General features: G+C 68.0%; 10 protein-coding genes. 5 read left to right on the plus strand and 5 right to left on the minus strand.

Going from position 1 to position 15,660, the window contains the following annotated elements; all coding sequences use genetic code 11:
• Positions 1-64 precede the first annotated feature (64 nt).
• Complete coding sequence (locus ACIPV5_RS11325; RefSeq protein WP_053096225.1) at positions 65-1,270, plus strand: thiolase family protein; 1,206 nt, start codon at positions 65-67, stop codon at positions 1,268-1,270.
• A gap of 5 nt (positions 1,271-1,275) precedes the next feature.
• Positions 1,276-3,435, plus strand: coding sequence for a 3-hydroxyacyl-CoA dehydrogenase NAD-binding domain-containing protein (locus ACIPV5_RS11330; protein WP_400341041.1), 2,160 nt, complete (start codon positions 1,276-1,278; stop codon positions 3,433-3,435).
• A gap of 46 nt (positions 3,436-3,481) precedes the next feature.
• On the opposite strand, the gene ACIPV5_RS11335 is transcribed toward ACIPV5_RS11330, so the two are convergent.
• The 3 genes from ACIPV5_RS11335 to ACIPV5_RS11345 are packed head-to-tail and all read right to left on the minus strand — an operon-like array spanning position 3,482 to position 7,666.
• Positions 3,482-5,134 (minus strand): GMC oxidoreductase, encoded by a 1,653-nt coding sequence (locus ACIPV5_RS11335; protein WP_400341042.1) that lies wholly within the window; start codon positions 5,132-5,134, stop codon positions 3,482-3,484.
• Positions 5,131-6,042: a YegS/Rv2252/BmrU family lipid kinase gene (locus ACIPV5_RS11340; RefSeq protein ID WP_400341043.1), complete on the minus strand. Its 912-nt coding sequence runs from the start codon at positions 6,040-6,042 to the stop codon at positions 5,131-5,133. The genes ACIPV5_RS11335 and ACIPV5_RS11340 overlap by 4 nt, the downstream gene beginning before the upstream one ends.
• Entirely contained in the window at positions 6,035-7,666 is a 1,632-nt protein-coding gene (locus tag ACIPV5_RS11345; protein ID WP_400341044.1) for an FAD-binding oxidoreductase, read from the minus strand. Before ACIPV5_RS11345 ends, ACIPV5_RS11340 begins: the two co-directional genes overlap by 8 nt.
• 20 nt (positions 7,667-7,686) lie before the next feature.
• Here ACIPV5_RS11345 and ACIPV5_RS11350 point away from each other — a divergent pair, with 20 nt between their 5' ends.
• The 3 genes from ACIPV5_RS11350 (at position 7,687) to ACIPV5_RS11360 (ending at position 10,574) form a co-directional block, all read left to right on the plus strand.
• Positions 7,687-8,295, plus strand: coding sequence for a TetR/AcrR family transcriptional regulator (locus ACIPV5_RS11350; protein ID WP_400341045.1), 609 nt, complete (start codon positions 7,687-7,689; stop codon positions 8,293-8,295).
• Entirely contained in the window at positions 8,292-9,737 is a 1,446-nt protein-coding gene (locus ACIPV5_RS11355; protein WP_400341046.1) for a glycerol-3-phosphate dehydrogenase/oxidase, read from the plus strand. The genes ACIPV5_RS11350 and ACIPV5_RS11355 overlap by 4 nt, the downstream gene beginning before the upstream one ends.
• 141 nt (positions 9,738-9,878) lie before the next feature.
• The gene (locus ACIPV5_RS11360) at positions 9,879-10,574 is read left to right on the plus strand and encodes an SPFH domain-containing protein (RefSeq protein ID WP_053096235.1); all 696 of its coding nucleotides are present in this window, start codon (positions 9,879-9,881) and stop codon (positions 10,572-10,574) included.
• 57 nt (positions 10,575-10,631) lie between these two features.
• Here ACIPV5_RS11360 and dxs read toward each other — a convergent pair whose 3' ends face one another.
• Together dxs and ACIPV5_RS11370 are read right to left on the minus strand one after the other, a co-directional pair.
• Entirely contained in the window at positions 10,632-12,572 is a 1,941-nt protein-coding gene (gene dxs / locus ACIPV5_RS11365; protein WP_056278804.1) for a 1-deoxy-D-xylulose-5-phosphate synthase, read from the minus strand.
• A gap of 168 nt (positions 12,573-12,740) precedes the next feature.
• Complete coding sequence (locus tag ACIPV5_RS11370) at positions 12,741-15,623, minus strand: aconitate hydratase (RefSeq protein WP_171821918.1); 2,883 nt, start codon at positions 15,621-15,623, stop codon at positions 12,741-12,743.
• Between the last annotated feature and the right edge of the window lie 37 nt (positions 15,624-15,660).

Below are 15,660 nucleotides of genomic sequence, written 5' to 3' on the forward strand. Positions count from 1 at the left end.
AACCGATTCCTCCCCGTTTCCGGCCCTCCATAGACTGAGGCCACCGCACAAACTTGGAGGCAGAGTGGCCGAGATCTCGGACGTCTTCTTCGTCGATGGAGTGCGCACCCCCTTCGGGCGCGCCGGCGAAAAAGGCATGTACTGGAACACCCGCGCTGATGACCTCGCCGTCAAGGCGACCATCGGCCTGATGGAGCGGAACGCAGCCGTTCCGGCCGACCGCATCGACGACGTCGCCATCGCCGCGACCAGCCAGACCGGAGACCAGGGCCTGACCCTCGGGCGCTCCGTGGCGATCCTCGCGGGACTCCCGCAGACGGTGCCCGGACTCGCCGTCGAGCGCATGTGCGCGGGAGCGATGACGAGCGTCACCACGATGGGAGCATCGATCGGGGTCGGCATGTACGACTTCGCGCTCGCTGGCGGGGTCGAGCACATGGGTCACCACCCGATCGGCGGCAACGCCGACCCCAACCCGCGATTCGTCGCGGAGCGCATGGTCGACCCCGGCGCTCTGAACATGGGTGTCACGGCCGAGCGCATCTTCGATCGCTTCCCGCACCTCACCAAGGAGCGCTCCGATCGATTCGGCATGCTCAGCCAGCACAAGGTGCAGGCGGCCTACGACGCGGGCAAGATCCAGCCGGATCTCGTGCCCGTCGCGACCAAGACCGCCGACGGCGCATGGGGCCTGGCGACGGAGGACGAAGGTCGTCGTCCGCAGACCACCATGGAGGACCTCGCGGCCCTCAAGACTCCTTTCCGCCCGCACGGCCGTGTGACCGCCGGAACCTCGTCGCCCCTCACAGACGGCGCCACGATGTCACTGCTCGCCGGAGGCGGCGCGGTCAAGGAGTTCGGTCTCGCGCCGAAGATGCGCATGGTCTCGTTCGCCTTCGCAGGCGTGCAGCCGGAGATCATGGGAATCGGCCCGATTCCCTCGACCGAGAAGGCCCTGAAGAAGGCCGGACTCACGATCGCCGACATCGGCCTGTTCGAGCTCAACGAAGCCTTCGCCATCCAGGTGATCTCGCTGCTCGACCACTTCGGCATCGCCGACGACGACCCCCGCGTCAACCAGTGGGGCGGCGCGATCGCGCTGGGCCACCCGCTCGCGGCATCCGGCGTGCGTCTGATGATCCAGCTCGCGGCGCAGTTCGCCGAGCGACCCGATGTGCGCTACGGCCTGACGGCCATGTGCGTCGGTCTCGGACAGGGCGGCTCGGTCATCTGGGAGAACCCGCACTTCGACGGCAAGAAGAGGAAGTAAGCCTGATGGCCCACTCGATTTCCGAGCAGTACGCGAACGTTGACTTCTCCCCCATCCAGGCGCTCACCGACGGCGAGGTGATCACGCACTCCCCCGTGCGTGACGTCCGTCTCGCGTCGGGCAAGGTGCTCGCACTGATCACCCTCGACAACGGACGCGACCACACGCGTCCGAACACTCTGGGGCCGGCGACGCTCACCGCCCTCGGTGACACGCTGGACGGCCTGGCCGCTCGTGCGTCAGCCGGCGAGATCCAGGCGGTCGGCATCACCGGCAAGCAGTACATCCTGGCCGCCGGCGCCGATCTCTCCGACATCAGCAAGGTCGGGTCGCGGGACAACGCCCGCCTGATCGCGCAGCTCGGCCACAAGGTGCTCGGAAAGTTCGGGGAGCTCGGCGTTCCGTCGTTCGCCTTCGTGAACGGACTCGCACTCGGAGGCGGACTCGAGATCGCACTCAACTCGACCTACCGCACGGTCGACGCCTCCGCCGCGGCGATCGCACTCCCCGAGGTCTTCCTCGGCATCATCCCCGGCTGGGGCGGCGCCTACCTGCTGCCCAACCTGATCGGGATCGAGAACGCCCTCGAGGTGGTCATCTCGAACCCGCTCAAGCAGAACCGGATGCTGAAGCCGCAGCAGGCGTTCGACCTCGGCATCGTCGACGCGATCTTCCCCGCCGCGAACTATCTCGAGAACTCGCTCGCGTGGGCGGACGCCGTGCTCGGCGGCAAGAAGGTCGAGCGCAGGAACGAGCCGGGCAAGATCGAGCGACTCACGAAGTGGCCGATCGCCATCAAGATGGCACGCGGCATGCTGGAATCGAAGATCGGCACCGTCCCGAAGTCGCCCTACGCCGCACTCGACCTGCTCGACAAGGCCAAGAGCGGCACCAAGGCGGAGGGCTTCGCCCGTGAGGACGAGGCGCTCGCCGAACTCGTCACGGGCGACCAGTTCGCAGCATCCATGTACGCCTTCGACCTCGTGCAGAAGCGTGCGAAGCGTCCGGTGGGAGCCCCAGACAAGGCACTTGCGAAGAAGGTCACGAAGGTCGGCATCATCGGCGCTGGTCTCATGGCGAGCCAGTTCGCCCTGCTCTTCGTGCGCAAGCTGCAGGTGCCGGTACTCATCACCGACCTCGATCAGGCGCGCGTCGACAAGGGCGTGGCCTACATCCACGAGGAGATCGGCAAGCTCGAGGCCAAGGGCCGCCTGGATGCGGACTCCGCGAACAAGCTGCGCGCGCTCGTGACAGGGACGACGGACAAGAGCCTTTATGCGGACTGCGACTTCGTCATCGAGGCCGTGTTCGAGGAGGTCGGCGTCAAGCAGCAGGTGTTCGGCGAGATCGAGAAGATCATCGCCGAGGACGCGATCCTGGCGACCAACACCTCCTCGCTCTCGGTCGAGGAGATCGGCGCGAAGCTCGCTCACCCCGAGCGCCTCGTCGGCTTCCACTTCTTCAACCCGGTGGCAGTGATGCCGCTGATCGAGATCGTCAAGACACCGACGACCTCGGAGGCGGCGCTCTCGACCGCGTTCGTCGTCGCGAAGAATCTCGGCAAGAACGCGGTCCTCACCGCCGACGCGCCGGGCTTCGTCGTGAACCGTCTGCTGGCCAAGGTCATGGGCGAAGCGGCTCGCGCGGTGTACGAGGGCACCCCGATCACAGATGTCGAGAAGGCCTTCGCGCCCCTCGGACTCCCGATGGGTCCCTTCCAGCTGATCGATCTCGTCGGATGGAAGGTCGCCGCCCACGTGCAGGACACGATGGCGCACGCGTTCCCCGACCGCTTCTACGCGAACGAGAACTTCCACGCTCTCGCGGAGCTCGACGGGGTCATCGAGAAGGACAAGGGCGGTCGTGTGACCGGTTGGACGAAGCAGGCCGAGAAGCTGCTGAAGCCCGCTGTCGGCAAGACGCCCGCGTCGGCCGAGACGATCCTGCAACGGGTGCAGGACGGCCTTGCGAGCGAGATCAAGATGATGCTCGACGAGGGCGTCGTACCCGAGGTCGAGGACATCGACCTGTGCCTGATCCTCGGCGCGGGCTGGCCCTTCATCGATGGTGGGGCTTCGCCCTACCTCGACCGCGAGGGCGCCTCGCAGCGCGCGTTCGGCGGAGAGTTCCACACTCCGCAGATCCGCGGCATCGAGCACCGCTGAGCTGAACCTCTGGGGGGCCGCCGTCCGGCGGCCCCCTTTTCCGTGTCTACGGTGCAGGACGCTCGTCGAGCTCACCGGAACGCGGCCAGAACGACATCGCTCTCTCAGCGAGCGCGGTGATCGTGAGCGACGGATTCACCCCGGGATTCGCGGGAACCGCTGCGCCGTCCATGACGTGGAGCCCCGGGTGACCCCACACCCGGTGGAAGGGGTCGACGACACCGGTCTCGGGCGCCCCAGAGATCACCGCTCCGCCGAGGAAGTGGGCGGTGAGCGGAATCCCGAAGATCTCGGGCCAGGATCCGCGAGGCTCGGCGGCGACCCCGCCGTCCTTCTCGACACGCGCGGCGATCGCCGAAGCCGCGCGATGAGCCTGCGGAAGATGACTGGGGTTCGGTTCGCCGTGCCCCTGCGCGCTCGTCATGACCATCCGCCCGAATCTGCGCCGGAGCGACAGAGTGAGCGAATTGTCCAGGGTCTGCATCACGAGTGCGATGATGCCCCGTTCGCTCCAACGTCGGAGCGAGCCCAGGCGAAACTGACGGATCGGTGCGCGGACGACCTGGCCCAGCACACTCACGAGACGGCCTCCGAGACCTCGGTCGCCCGGCACCATCAGCGATGCGAGGGCCCCCATCAGGTTCGATCCCGGCCCGTACCGCACATTCTCGACGTGAGTGCTCTCGTCGATGTGGAACGAGGTCGTGATCGCGACACCGTGCGCGAGTTCGAGGGACGCTGGAACGGCGACGGCGACGGCACCGTCGAGAGCCTCGGAGTTGGTCCGCGTCAGGCGACCCACCGCATCGGAGACCCGTGGAAGGGCCCCGGACAGCTTCATCCGATGCAGCAGCTGTTGCGTGCCCCAGGTTCCCGCGGCGAGCACCACCTGACGCGCGCTCACGGTGCGACGGTCGCGCCGGAACCACGCTCCGCTGCGCTCCGTCGTCACGGCGAAGCCGCCGTCTGCCAGGGCGCGCACCTCGGTGACGGTGCGCAGCGCTTCGATGACGGCGCCTCTCCTCTCGGCCAGCGCCAGGTAGTTTTTCATGAGCGTGTTCTTCGCGCCGACGCGGCATCCGACCATGCAGTTGCCGCAGAGAGTGCATCCGGTGCGGTCCGGCCCCTCCCCACCGAAGAAGGGATCGGGCGTCCGAACTCCCGGCGCGCCGAACCAGACCCCGACCGGCGCGTGTCGGAATGTGCTTCCTACGCCGAGATCGTCGGCCGCTCCTGCCATGATGCGCTCGACGGGTCCGGAGTGCGGGTAGCGCTCGACCACCCCGAGCATCCGCCTCGCCGTCGCATAGTGCGGCGCCAGCTCCTCCTCCCAGTCTGCGAGAGCGCCCCACTGCGGATCCGCGAAGAACGCTCCGCCGGGCTGGTACAGCGTATTGGCATAGTTGAGAGACCCTCCGCCCACGCCCGCCCCGGCGAGGACCATCACGTGCGGCAGGCGATGGATGCGCTGGATGCCGAAACAGCCGAGCCTCGGTGCCCACAGATAGCGGCGCACGTCCCAGCTGGTCTTCGCGAAGTCCTCGTCCTCGAAGCGTCGGCCCGCCTCGTACACGCGGACACGGTAGCCCTTCTCCACGAGCCGCAACGCAGCGACCGATCCGCCGAACCCCGAGCCGATGACGACGACGTCCTCGTCGAAGTCCTGGGCGTGGTGAGGAGAAGCCGACCTGTGGTTCACGGTGTCCCTCCGGCACCCGAGGGGACGAGGACGGCCAGCGCGGAGCGCCGGATTCCGATCGTGCACTCATCTTCGGCGATGCGCTCTCCGTCGGCGTAGACGACGAGTCCCGGCGCGCTCACTGTCACGGTACGAGCCTGGCGCCGCGTCACCTCCGGTCGAGCGAGATGCACTCCGCGCAGCAGGAGCGGGAACAGCCGCAGCAGGCGGAGCCGGGTCAGCGGCGCGACGTGCACGATGTCCAGCATCCCGTCGTCCGCGGCGGCGCCCACGCAGAGAGGCATGCCACCTCCGTAGCTCGGCGTATTGCCCACGGCGACGAGCGTTCCCGGCACGTGAACCGGCTCCGCGCCATCGAAGGAGACGGTGAAATCCATCGGCCGCAGTCGCACGAGCTCCACGACCAGCGCCAGGTAGTAGCGCAGCACGCCGCGCGGCCAGCGCAGCCGATTGGTCCGATCGCTCACCTTCGCATCGAAGCCGAGGGCGGCGATCGTCAGGAACAGATCGACGCGGTCGGCGGCGCGGACTTCGCCGACATCGATCGTGCGCGGGATACCCGTCAGAGCGAGCTCGGCCGCAGCGACCGCGTCGCGACGCGGCAGGCCCAGGGCTCGAGCGAGGTCGTTGCCTGTGCCCGCAGGCACCAGGACCACCGGAACCCCCGCAGCGCAGACCACGTCGAGGATGCCGGACAGCGTGCCGTCTCCGCCCACCACGACGAGCACCCCCGGGCGCGCGTCGAGCGCCCGAGTCGCCAGGAGCCGACTCGATGCTGCCGACTCTCCTGTGTAGGCCCGCACGTCCGCTCCTCGGGATCGCAGGTGCGCCACGGCGACCTCGGTCTCTCGGGCACCACGACCTTTTCCTGCGAACGGGTTCGACAGCACCGCGATGTGCTCAGCCACGTCCGCGCGACCGATCCGACGAGATGACCGCTCCCGGGTTGAGGATCCACGTCGGATCGAGCTCCCGCTTGATGGCCGCGAGGATTCGCACCCCCGTGTCTCCGATCTCCTGCTCCAGCCAGGCGGCATGATCACGACCGACCGCATGGTGATGGCTGATGGTACCGCCCGCCGCGAGCAGCGCATCGTTCACCCGTCGCTTGATCTGCGTCCAGGTGTCGAGCGGTTCGGATCGGAGGTTCGCGATCACCGTGAAATATAGCGAGGCTCCGGTGGGATAGACGTGCGAGACGTGGCACATCACGTACGACCGGGCGCCGGCATCCTCGAATCCTGCACGAAGAGCCGACGTGACCGCCGCTCTGAGGTGCAGCAGGTTCGACCAGGTGGTCGCCGTCTCGAGCGTCTCGCAGAACACTCCTGCATCCAGCAGCGAGTCGCGCAGATACGGACCGTCGAAGCGCCCGGAGAGCCACCCCTCTGCGGCGCCCTCACCCGACGAGATCCCACCGGCCGCCGCCAGGATCGCCGATGTGCGCCCCCGACGCTCGGCGATGTCGTCTCCCTCATAGACGGTGACGAGGCTCGCGCCCTTCGCGAGGGCCCGCCCGATCCGACCGACCTGGGCGAGGCTGACCGCCGTCTCGGCTTCATCCGACAGACGCAGCACTGTCGGGCCGCCACCGTGCTGCGTCACGCGGCGCAGTCCATCGACGCCCTGCGTGAAGTCCGCGAAGGTCCAGGCTTCGAAGAGGCGGTCACGCGGTACCGGATGAACGCGCACTCTCACTTCGGTGATGACGCCGAAGATGCCCTCCGACCCCAGGAAGACGCGGACGAGATCGGGCCCGGCTGAAGATCCCGGCGACCGTCCGAGCTCGATGTCGCCGGTCGGCGTCGCGACTCTCAGCCCGGTGACCATGGAGTCGAATCGCCCATGCCCTGCCGAGTTCTGACCTGACGAGCGTGCAGCGGCGAACCCTCCGATCGTGGCGTACCGGAAGCTCTGGGGGTAGTGACCGAGTTCGAACCCCCTGGCCGCGAGCAGAGCCTCAGCATCCGGCCCCGTCGTTCCGGCGGCGAGAATCGCTTCGCCGCTCGCCTCGTCGAAGTGGATGAGGCCCGAGAGCCGGCGCAGATCCAGGCTGACGACAGCGCGGTGCGCGCCGCGTTCGGGATCGAGAGCGCCCACCACGCTCGTCCCACCGCCGAACGGGATCACGGCTATCCTCCGGTCGACGCACGCCCGGAGCACCGCCGCGACCTCATCGTGGGTTCCCGGCAGCACCACCGCGTCAGGGGAAGTCTGCTGAGGTCTACGGCGCCGGAGAAGGTCCGGCGTCGAACGTCCCCCGGCATGGCGGATGCGCGTCTCGCTCGAGATGTCGATGTGCTCCGCGCCGACGACGGCGGCCAGTCCCTCGAGATCGTCCTCCGGGAGCGACGACGGCGCGAGCGCCACCTCGGCGAGTTCCACGGGCGTCGCGGGCCTGTGCACGCGACCGAGCAGCAACGGCAGCATCATCCGGACGGCGCGCGGCAGATCCGACGCCCTGGCGGGATCGCCCCAGCCGTTCCATCGCATCTCCGTCGTCACGGCAACCCTGCCGTTCTCTGAGCCCATGCGTTACAGTGTGACAGATCATGGAAGAACGTCAACTGGTGCTCGACGCGATGTCCGACCGCGCTCCGGAGTGGGATGCCACGCAGTCGCGCATCCTCGACGCCGCCGATGCGCTGATCAGTCGACGAGGCGTGAATGGCGTCACGATCGCAGAGCTCGCTCGGCGCGCGGGTCACAGCCGGCCGACGATCTACCGCAGCTGGAACGACGCCGACGATGTCGTCCGCTCAGCGCTCCTGCGCAGAGTCGCGGTGATCCTCGCGCAGTTCCCCACGCACGCGACCAGCCGACACGGACTCGTCGACGATGTTCTCCGCTTCTCCACCCTGTTCCGTGCCGACGACGTGTACGGACGCCTCCTCGCCGATGAACCGGAGGCGTTCACCCGCTACACGCTGCAGCGTGTGGGTTCGAGCCAGAGACTCATCCTGAGCTGGCTGGCGACCGCGATCGGTGCGGCGCAGCAGGGAGGCTCGGTGAGGCACGGCGATCCCGACGAGATTGCCGTCATGCTGCTGCTCATCGCCCAGTCAGCCGTGCTCTCGCACGGAACGGTGTCGGAGCTCCTCTCTGAGGAGTCTTGGGAGCGCGAGCTGCGAGCAGCCCTCGACGGGCTCCTGCGGCCATGACCGCGCACTCCCCCGACCTCAACGTCGCGCGTCGGGCCGCAGAGCTCTCCCTGGCCGCGGAGCAGACCGTCGACCTTCTGGTGATCGGCGGAGGCATCACGGGGGTCGGTGTCGCGCTCGACGCCGCCTCGCGGGGTCTGAGCGTCACTCTTCTCGAAGGCGAGGACCTCGCGTTCGGCACCAGCCGATTCAGCTCGAAACTGGTGCACGGTGGACTCCGTTATCTCGCCACCGGCGATGTGGCCACGGCGCAGGAGAGCGCATTCGAGCGTCACCTGCTGATGACCAGGATCGCGCCGCACCTCATTCGCTCTCTCCCGCAGCTGCTGCCCTTCACGACAGGGCTGACGGCCCGCCAGCGCGCAGCCGGCGCGGTCGGGATGGCCCTGGGTGATCTGCTGCGGATGCGAGCGGGCACGCCGCGCCGGTTCCTCCCCCCGCCGCGTCTCGTCTCGGCGCGTACGGCACAGCGGCTCTTCCCGTCGCTCGCCGGAGCTGGGCTGCGCGGAGGGATGCTCTCCTACGACGGGCAGCTGATCGACGACGCCCGCCTGGTCGTGACCGTCGCCAGGACAGCCGCCAGTCTGGGCGCCCGCGTCCTCACCCGCGTCCGAGCGCTCGAGCTGCGCGTCGACGGCGCGACCGCCGAAGACGTGCTGACGGGCGAGCGTCTGGACATGCGCGCCCGATCCGTCGTCAATGCCACCGGCGTCTGGGCCGGAAGCCTCGACGAGTCGATCACCGTGCGGCCCAGCCGCGGAACGCACATCGTGCTGGATGCCGCGGATCTCGGCGACCCGTCCGCGGCACTGACCATTCCGCATGAGGGGTCGATCAGCCGCTTTGTTTTCGCGCTGCCGCAGCAGCACGGCCGCGTGATCGTCGGACTCACTGACGAAGATGCGCCGGGCCCTGTTCCGCGGGTCCCCGAGCCGACCGAGGGCGAGATCGAGTTCCTGCTCGCGAACCTCAACCGAGTACTGACCGTCCCGATCACGCGCACGCAGGTCAGGGGATCGTTCGCGGGCCTGCGGCCGCTCGTCGACACCGGTGCGGCGTCGACGGCGGACATCTCCCGTCGGCATCTGGTCCGCGTCTCCGAGCGCGGCTTCGTCAACGTCCTCGGAGGCAAGCTGACCACCTACCGGCGGATGGCGGAGGATGCGGTCGACCTCGCCGTGGCATCGGCGGGGCTCGACGCCGGCGCGAGCCGCACGGTATCCCTCCGCCTCACCGACTCCGCGATGAGGGCCGAGGACAGCGGGGGCCGGGGGCACATCTCCCCAGCGACCATCGACTTCGCCGTCCGCGCGGAGGGCGCGATGACCGCCGACGACGTCCTCGATCGCCGCACCCGGCTCGGCCTCGTCGACGACGACCGGGAGCGGCAGAGGGCGTTCGTCGAATCCGAGGTCGCCGAGATCCTCGCCACGTTCTCCTGACGACGCCGCATCCGCGCGACCGCCGCCAACCGTATCCGCGTCACGGCACACCGGGTAACGAGCACGGAACAGCGAATGAACACCTTCGCCAGCGCCGCTCAGAGAGCGCTCCGAACGCGATCGAGGGGGCACAGTGGTGGCATGGACATGCTCCTCTCGATGTTGGGCGGCAAGGGAATGTCGGGGCTCTTCAAGACCGGCACGGCGATCCTCACGATCCTGCTGGTCGTGCCGGCGCTGCTGAAGATCTTCATCGTCACGGTCGATGAGGGGTGGGCTGCGATCCGCACCCGGAACGGCAAGCCGATCATCCGGAACCGCCCGCAACGGCGCCCCACCTCACGTGGCGGAGCGGTCGGCGAGGTCGTGGTCCTCGATCCGGGGTCGCATGGCGCGTTCCCCCTGTTCTACTGGTATCGACTGATCGATGTGCGCTGCAGGGCGACGGATCTGCCCGCGCGCGAGATGACCGGGGCGAGCGGCCATCAGCACCGGGTGCACGCGTCGTTCGAGTGGCGACCGATCCCGACCGGACGAGATCTCCGAGTGTTCGAACTCGACGTCGTGAACGTCAAAGAACGGGCCTCGAACATCGTGGGCGCCGCACTGCGCGACGTCATCCGCGGCCTCGAGGGCGCGGAGCTGCCCCACAACGACGAGATCAACACCCGCGTGATCGCGGCCAGCGCCGACGAGGTGCGTCGGGCATGCGGCGTCGAGCTGGTACGCGTCATGGTCACCGGTGACGCGCTCACCGACGGCTATCTGCTCTCGGCCGCGCTCCGGGACACCGATCGCGGGGCGCAGGCGGTCGCCGCACTCCACGCTCTCAACTGATCGCAGCGGTCGAACGGTCTGTGACCGTCATCCGCCGTCACGCGGTGGCGACGCCGGTCAGCGGCGTTCGTGCAGCGGCAGATCGACCGTCCCGCTCGTGCCCGCATCCCGAGCGACGGGGATCCGAGTCCCGAGCACCTGCGACACGACGTCCTGCGCGATCTTCGATGCGGTGAGACCGGCGTCGGCGAGGATCTGGTCCCTCGACGCGTGATCGATGAACTCGTCAGGAAGCCCCAGCTCGTCGACGGCGGTGTCGATGCCCGCCTCGCGAAGCACCTGCCGGACACGCGTGCCGATGCCGCCGACGCGGATGCCGTCTTCGATGGTGATGACCAGACGATGACGAGCTGCCATGCTCACGATCGAGGGCTGCACCGGGATGGCCCAGCGCGGATCGATCACCGTGGCGCCGATGCCCTGAGCGCGCAGACGCTCTGCGACGTCCATCGCGAGCGCGGCGAACGGGCCGATGCCGATGAGCAGGACATCCTCGGACTCGCCGCGGGCGAGCACATCGACGCCGTCGTGCAGCCGCTCGATGGCCGGAAGATCCGCCGCGACGTCGCCCTTCGGGAAGCGGATGACGGTCGGCGCATCGTCGACGAGCACCGCCTCATCGAGGGCCTCCTGCAACCGGGCTCCGTCACGCGGCGCGGCGATGCGGATGTGCGGGACGATCTGCAGCATCGCGAGATCCCACATGCCGTGGTGGCTGGGACCGTCCGGGCCGGTGACGCCGGCGCGGTCGAGCACGAAGGTCACGCCCGCCCGATGCAGAGCGACGTCCATGAGCACCTGGTCGAAGGCGCGCCCCATGAAGGTGGCGTAGACCGCGACGACGGGGTGCAGACCTCCGAAGGCGAGACCTGCGGCCGACGCGACGGCGTGCTGCTCGGCGATGCCCACGTCGTACACGCGATCGGGGAAGCGCTCGGCGAACGGCGCGAGACCGGTCGGTCGCAGCATCGCTGCGGTCATCGCGATGACGTCGCTTCGACGCTCTCCGATGGCGACGAGCGACTCGGAGAACACGTCGGACCAGCCCGTTCCGCTGGAAGAGAGTGTCTCGCCGGTCGCGGGGTCGATGCGTCCGACCGCATGGAACTGGTCGGCCTCATCGTCGCGAGCAGGCTGGTAGCCGCGGCCCTTCTCGGTGATCGTGTGCACGATCACCGGCGCACCGTACGATTTGGCCAGCTCGAGCGTCTCGAGCAGGGCGGGGAGATCGTGCCCGTCGACCGGGCCGAGGTACTTGATGTCGAGGTTCGAGTACAGCGCCTCGTTGTTCGTGAACCGCGAGAGGAAGCCGTGGGTGCCGCCGCGCACCCCGCGGAACACCGCGCGGCCGACGGGACCGAACGCACGGAAGAGTCGGTCCGACTTGTGGTGCAGCTCCTTGTACGCAGCCGCGGTGCGCACCCGGTTGAGGAACCGGGACATGCCGCCGATGGTCGGCGCGTAGGAACGACCGTTGTCATTCACGACGATCACGAGGTTGCGATCGTTGTCGTCGGAGATGTTGTTGAGCGCCTCCCACGTCATGCCGCCCGTGAGTGCTCCGTCGCCGACGACGGCGACGACGTGACGGTCGGCCCGCCCCGTGGCGGTCAGCGCGCGCGACACACCGTCGGCCCAGCTGAGCGAGCTCGACGCGTGCGAGGACTCGACCACGTCGTGAGGGCTCTCGCCGCGCTGGGGATACCCGGCGAGTCCACCGCGCACTCGCAGAGACGAGAAGTCCTGGCGACCGGTGAGGAGCTTGTGCACGTAGGACTGGTGCCCTGTGTCGAAGATGAAGGGGTCGTCGGGTGACGAGAAGACGCGGTGCAGAGCGATCGTGAGCTCGACGACACCGAGGTTGGGGCCGAGATGCCCGCCGGTGCGCGACACGTTCTCGACGAGGAACTCGCGGATCTCACCGGCGAGTTCGATCAGCTGATCCTCTGACAGGGAGTCGAGGTCACGGGGTCCTGAGATGCTCGGAAGAATGGGCATCTGCACCTCCTCTTAGGCACCGTTCGCGGCGCCGATTCCGGTACGGACGCCTGCTCGATCCTACCCCGGGCACCCGGGAAAGCTCGGAGAGCGACTCCCCCTTGACACCGCCCCCGGCACGCGGAAAGGGCCCGGTTCCGAAGAACCGAGCCCTTTCCGATCGTGCGATCAGACCAGCGAACGCAGCACGTACTGCAGGATGCCGCCGTTGCGGTAGTAATCCGCCTCACCGGGGGTGTCGATGCGGACGACCGCGTCGAACTCGACGACCTGCTTGCCCTCGGGCGAGTTCTCGCTCGGCGTGGCCGTGACGCGAACCGTCTTCGGGGTCACGCCGTTGTTGAGCTCCTCGAGACCGGAGATCGAGACGATCTCGGTGCCGTCGAGACCCAGGGACTCCCAGCTCTCGCCGGCCGGGAACTGCAGCGGGACGACGCCCATTCCGATCAGGTTCGAGCGGTGGATGCGCTCGAAGCTCTCGGTGATGACCGCCTTGACGCCGAGGAGGCTCGTGCCCTTCGCCGCCCAGTCGCGCGACGATCCCGAACCGTACTCCTTGCCACCGAAGATGACGAGGGGCGTGCCCTGCTCCTGGTAGTTCATGCTCGCGTCGTAGATGTACGACTGCGGTCCACCGGGCTGGGTGAAGTCGCGGGTGTAGCCACCCTCGACGACCTGGCCGTCGTTGACAGCCGAGACCATCAGGTTCTTCAGGCGGATGTTCGCGAACGTGCCGCGGATCATGACCTCGTGGTTGCCGCGACGCGATCCGAAGGAGTTGAAGTCCTTGCGGTCGACCCCGTGCTCCATGAGGTACTGCGCCGCGGGGGTGCCGGGCTTGATGTTGCCGGCGGGCGAGATGTGGTCGGTCGTGACCGAGTCGCCCAGAGTCGCCATGACGCGGGCGCCCTCGATGTCGCGCACCGGGGTGAGCTCCATCGTCATGCCATCGAAGTACGGAGCCTTGCGCACGTACGTCGAGTTCTCGTCCCACTGGAAGATGTCGTCGTCCGGGGTGGGCAGGCTGCGCCAGCGCTCGTCACCGTCGAAGACGGTCGCGTACTGCTTGATGAACTGCTCACGCGAGATCGAGGAATCGACGATCTCCTGCACCTCGTCGGGCGTCGGCCAGATGTCCTTGAGGAACACGTCGTTGCCGTCGGATCCCTTGCCGAGCGCATCGTTCTCGAAGTCGAAGTGCATCGACCCCGCGAGGGCGTAGGCGATGACGAGCGGCGGGCTCGCGAGGTAGTTCATCTTCACGTCGGGGCTGATGCGGCCTTCGAAGTTGCGGTTGCCCGAGAGCACGGCGGTCACGGCGAGGTCGTGATCGTTGATGGCCGCGGAGACCTCTTCGATCAGCGGACCCGAGTTTCCGATGCAGATGGTGCAGCCGTAGCCGACGGTGTAGAAGCCGAGGCCCTCGAGGTCCTTGTCGAGTCCGGACTTCTCGTAGTAGTCGGTGACGACCTTCGAGCCGGGGCCGAGGGTGGTCTTGACCCAGGGCTTCTGCTTCAGGCCCTTCTCGAGCGCCTTGCGGGCGACGAGACCTGCGGCGATCATCACCGAGGGGTTCGAGGTGTTGGTGCACGAGGTGATCGCCGCGAGGGTCACTGCACCGTTGTCGAGGATGTACTTCTCACCCGACGGAGTGGTGACCGGCACGGGCTTCGACGCGTTCGCCGGTGCGCCGCTGTTGATGTGCACGGGCCGAGTGGTGCGCGGCTCCTCTTCACCGGGCGCGTTGCCCGGGTCGGAGGCGGGGAACGAGTGCTTCGACTCGAGGTCGACGACGTCGTCCGAGGTCGACGGTGCGGCGTAGGCCAGGATGTCCTGCTCGAACTGCGACTTCGCCTCGGAGAGGAGGATGCGGTCCTGCGGGCGCTTCGGGCCGGCGATCGACGGCACCACAGTGCCGAGGTCGAGCTCGAGGTACTCGCTGAAGACGGGCTCCTGCGATGCGTCGTGCCAGAGCTTCTGGGTCTTCGCGTACGCCTCGACCAGCGCGACGGCCTCGTCGCTGCGGCCGGTCAGACGCAGGTAGTCGAGGGTCACGTCGTCGATCGGGAAGATCGCCGCCGTCGAACCGAACTCGGGCGACATGTTGCCGATCGTCGCGCGGTTGGCCAGCGGCACGGATGCCACGCCCTCACCGTAGAACTCGACGAACTTGCCGACGACTCCGTGCTTGCGCAGCAGGTCGGTGATCGTCAGCACGACGTCCGTAGCCGTGACGCCGGCCGGGATCTCGCCCGAGAGCTTGAAGCCGACGACGCGCGGGATGAGCATCGACACGGGCTGGCCGAGCATCGCGGCCTCGGCCTCGATGCCGCCGACGCCCCACCCGAGCACACCCAGGCCGTTGACCATCGTGGTGTGCGAGTCGGTGCCGACGCAGGTGTCGGGGTAGGCGCGCAGCACTCCGTCGACGTCACGGTCGTAGATGACCTTGGCCAGGTGCTCGATGTTCACCTGGTGCACGATGCCGGTTCCGGGGGGAACGACCTTGAAGTCGCTGAATGCCGTCTGGCCCCAGCGAAGGAACTGGTACCGCTCGCCGTTGCGCTCGTACTCGATCTCGACGTTGCGCTCGAGGGCGTTCTCGGAACCGAAGAGGTCGGCGATCACCGAGTGGTCGATGACCATCTCGGCGGGCGAGAGCGGGTTGATCTTGTTCGCGTCGCCGCCCAGCGCCGTGACGGCCTCGCGCATGGTGGCGAGGTCGACGATGCAGGGAACACCGGTGAAGTCCTGCATGACCACACGGGCCGGCGTGAACTGGATCTCGGTGCTCGGCTCAGCCGCGGCATCCCACGAACCCAGTGCTTCGATCTGCGCCTTGGTCACGTTCGCGCCGTCCTCGGTGCGAAGCAGGTTCTCGAGGAGGACCTTCAGACTGAAAGGGAGCTTGTCGAAACCGGGCACCGTGTCGATGCGGAAGATCTCGTAGTCGGTGCTGCCGACCGTCAGGGTGCTCTTGGCACCGAAGCTGTTCACCGTGGACACGAATCCGTCTCCTTCTATTCGGATGGGAGCGACAGGCGCCTCCATCTTGCTCGCCAGCGAGCCCCTGCGGCTAGCAAGGCAG

Source organism: Microbacterium sp. NPDC090014 (assembly GCF_044748285.1).
Lineage (GTDB): Bacteria > Actinomycetota > Actinomycetes > Actinomycetales > Microbacteriaceae > Microbacterium.

Excerpts from the sequence above, each read along its gene's own strand:
- ACIPV5_RS11330 (WP_400341041.1), top strand. The coding sequence starts at position 1,276 with ATGGCCCACTCGATTTCCGAGCAGTACGCGAACGTTGACTTCTCCCCC.
- ACIPV5_RS11345 (WP_400341044.1), bottom strand. The coding sequence starts at position 7,666 with ATGGGCTCAGAGAACGGCAGGGTTGCCGTGACGACGGAGATGCGATGG.
- ACIPV5_RS11350 (WP_400341045.1), top strand. The coding sequence starts at position 7,687 with ATGGAAGAACGTCAACTGGTGCTCGACGCGATGTCCGACCGCGCTCCG.
- ACIPV5_RS11355 (WP_400341046.1), top strand. The coding sequence starts at position 8,292 with ATGACCGCGCACTCCCCCGACCTCAACGTCGCGCGTCGGGCCGCAGAG.
- ACIPV5_RS11360 (WP_053096235.1), top strand. The coding sequence starts at position 9,879 with ATGGACATGCTCCTCTCGATGTTGGGCGGCAAGGGAATGTCGGGGCTC.
- dxs (WP_056278804.1), bottom strand. The coding sequence starts at position 12,572 with ATGCCCATTCTTCCGAGCATCTCAGGACCCCGTGACCTCGACTCCCTG.
- ACIPV5_RS11370 (WP_171821918.1), bottom strand. The coding sequence starts at position 15,623 with ATGGAGGCGCCTGTCGCTCCCATCCGAATAGAAGGAGACGGATTCGTG.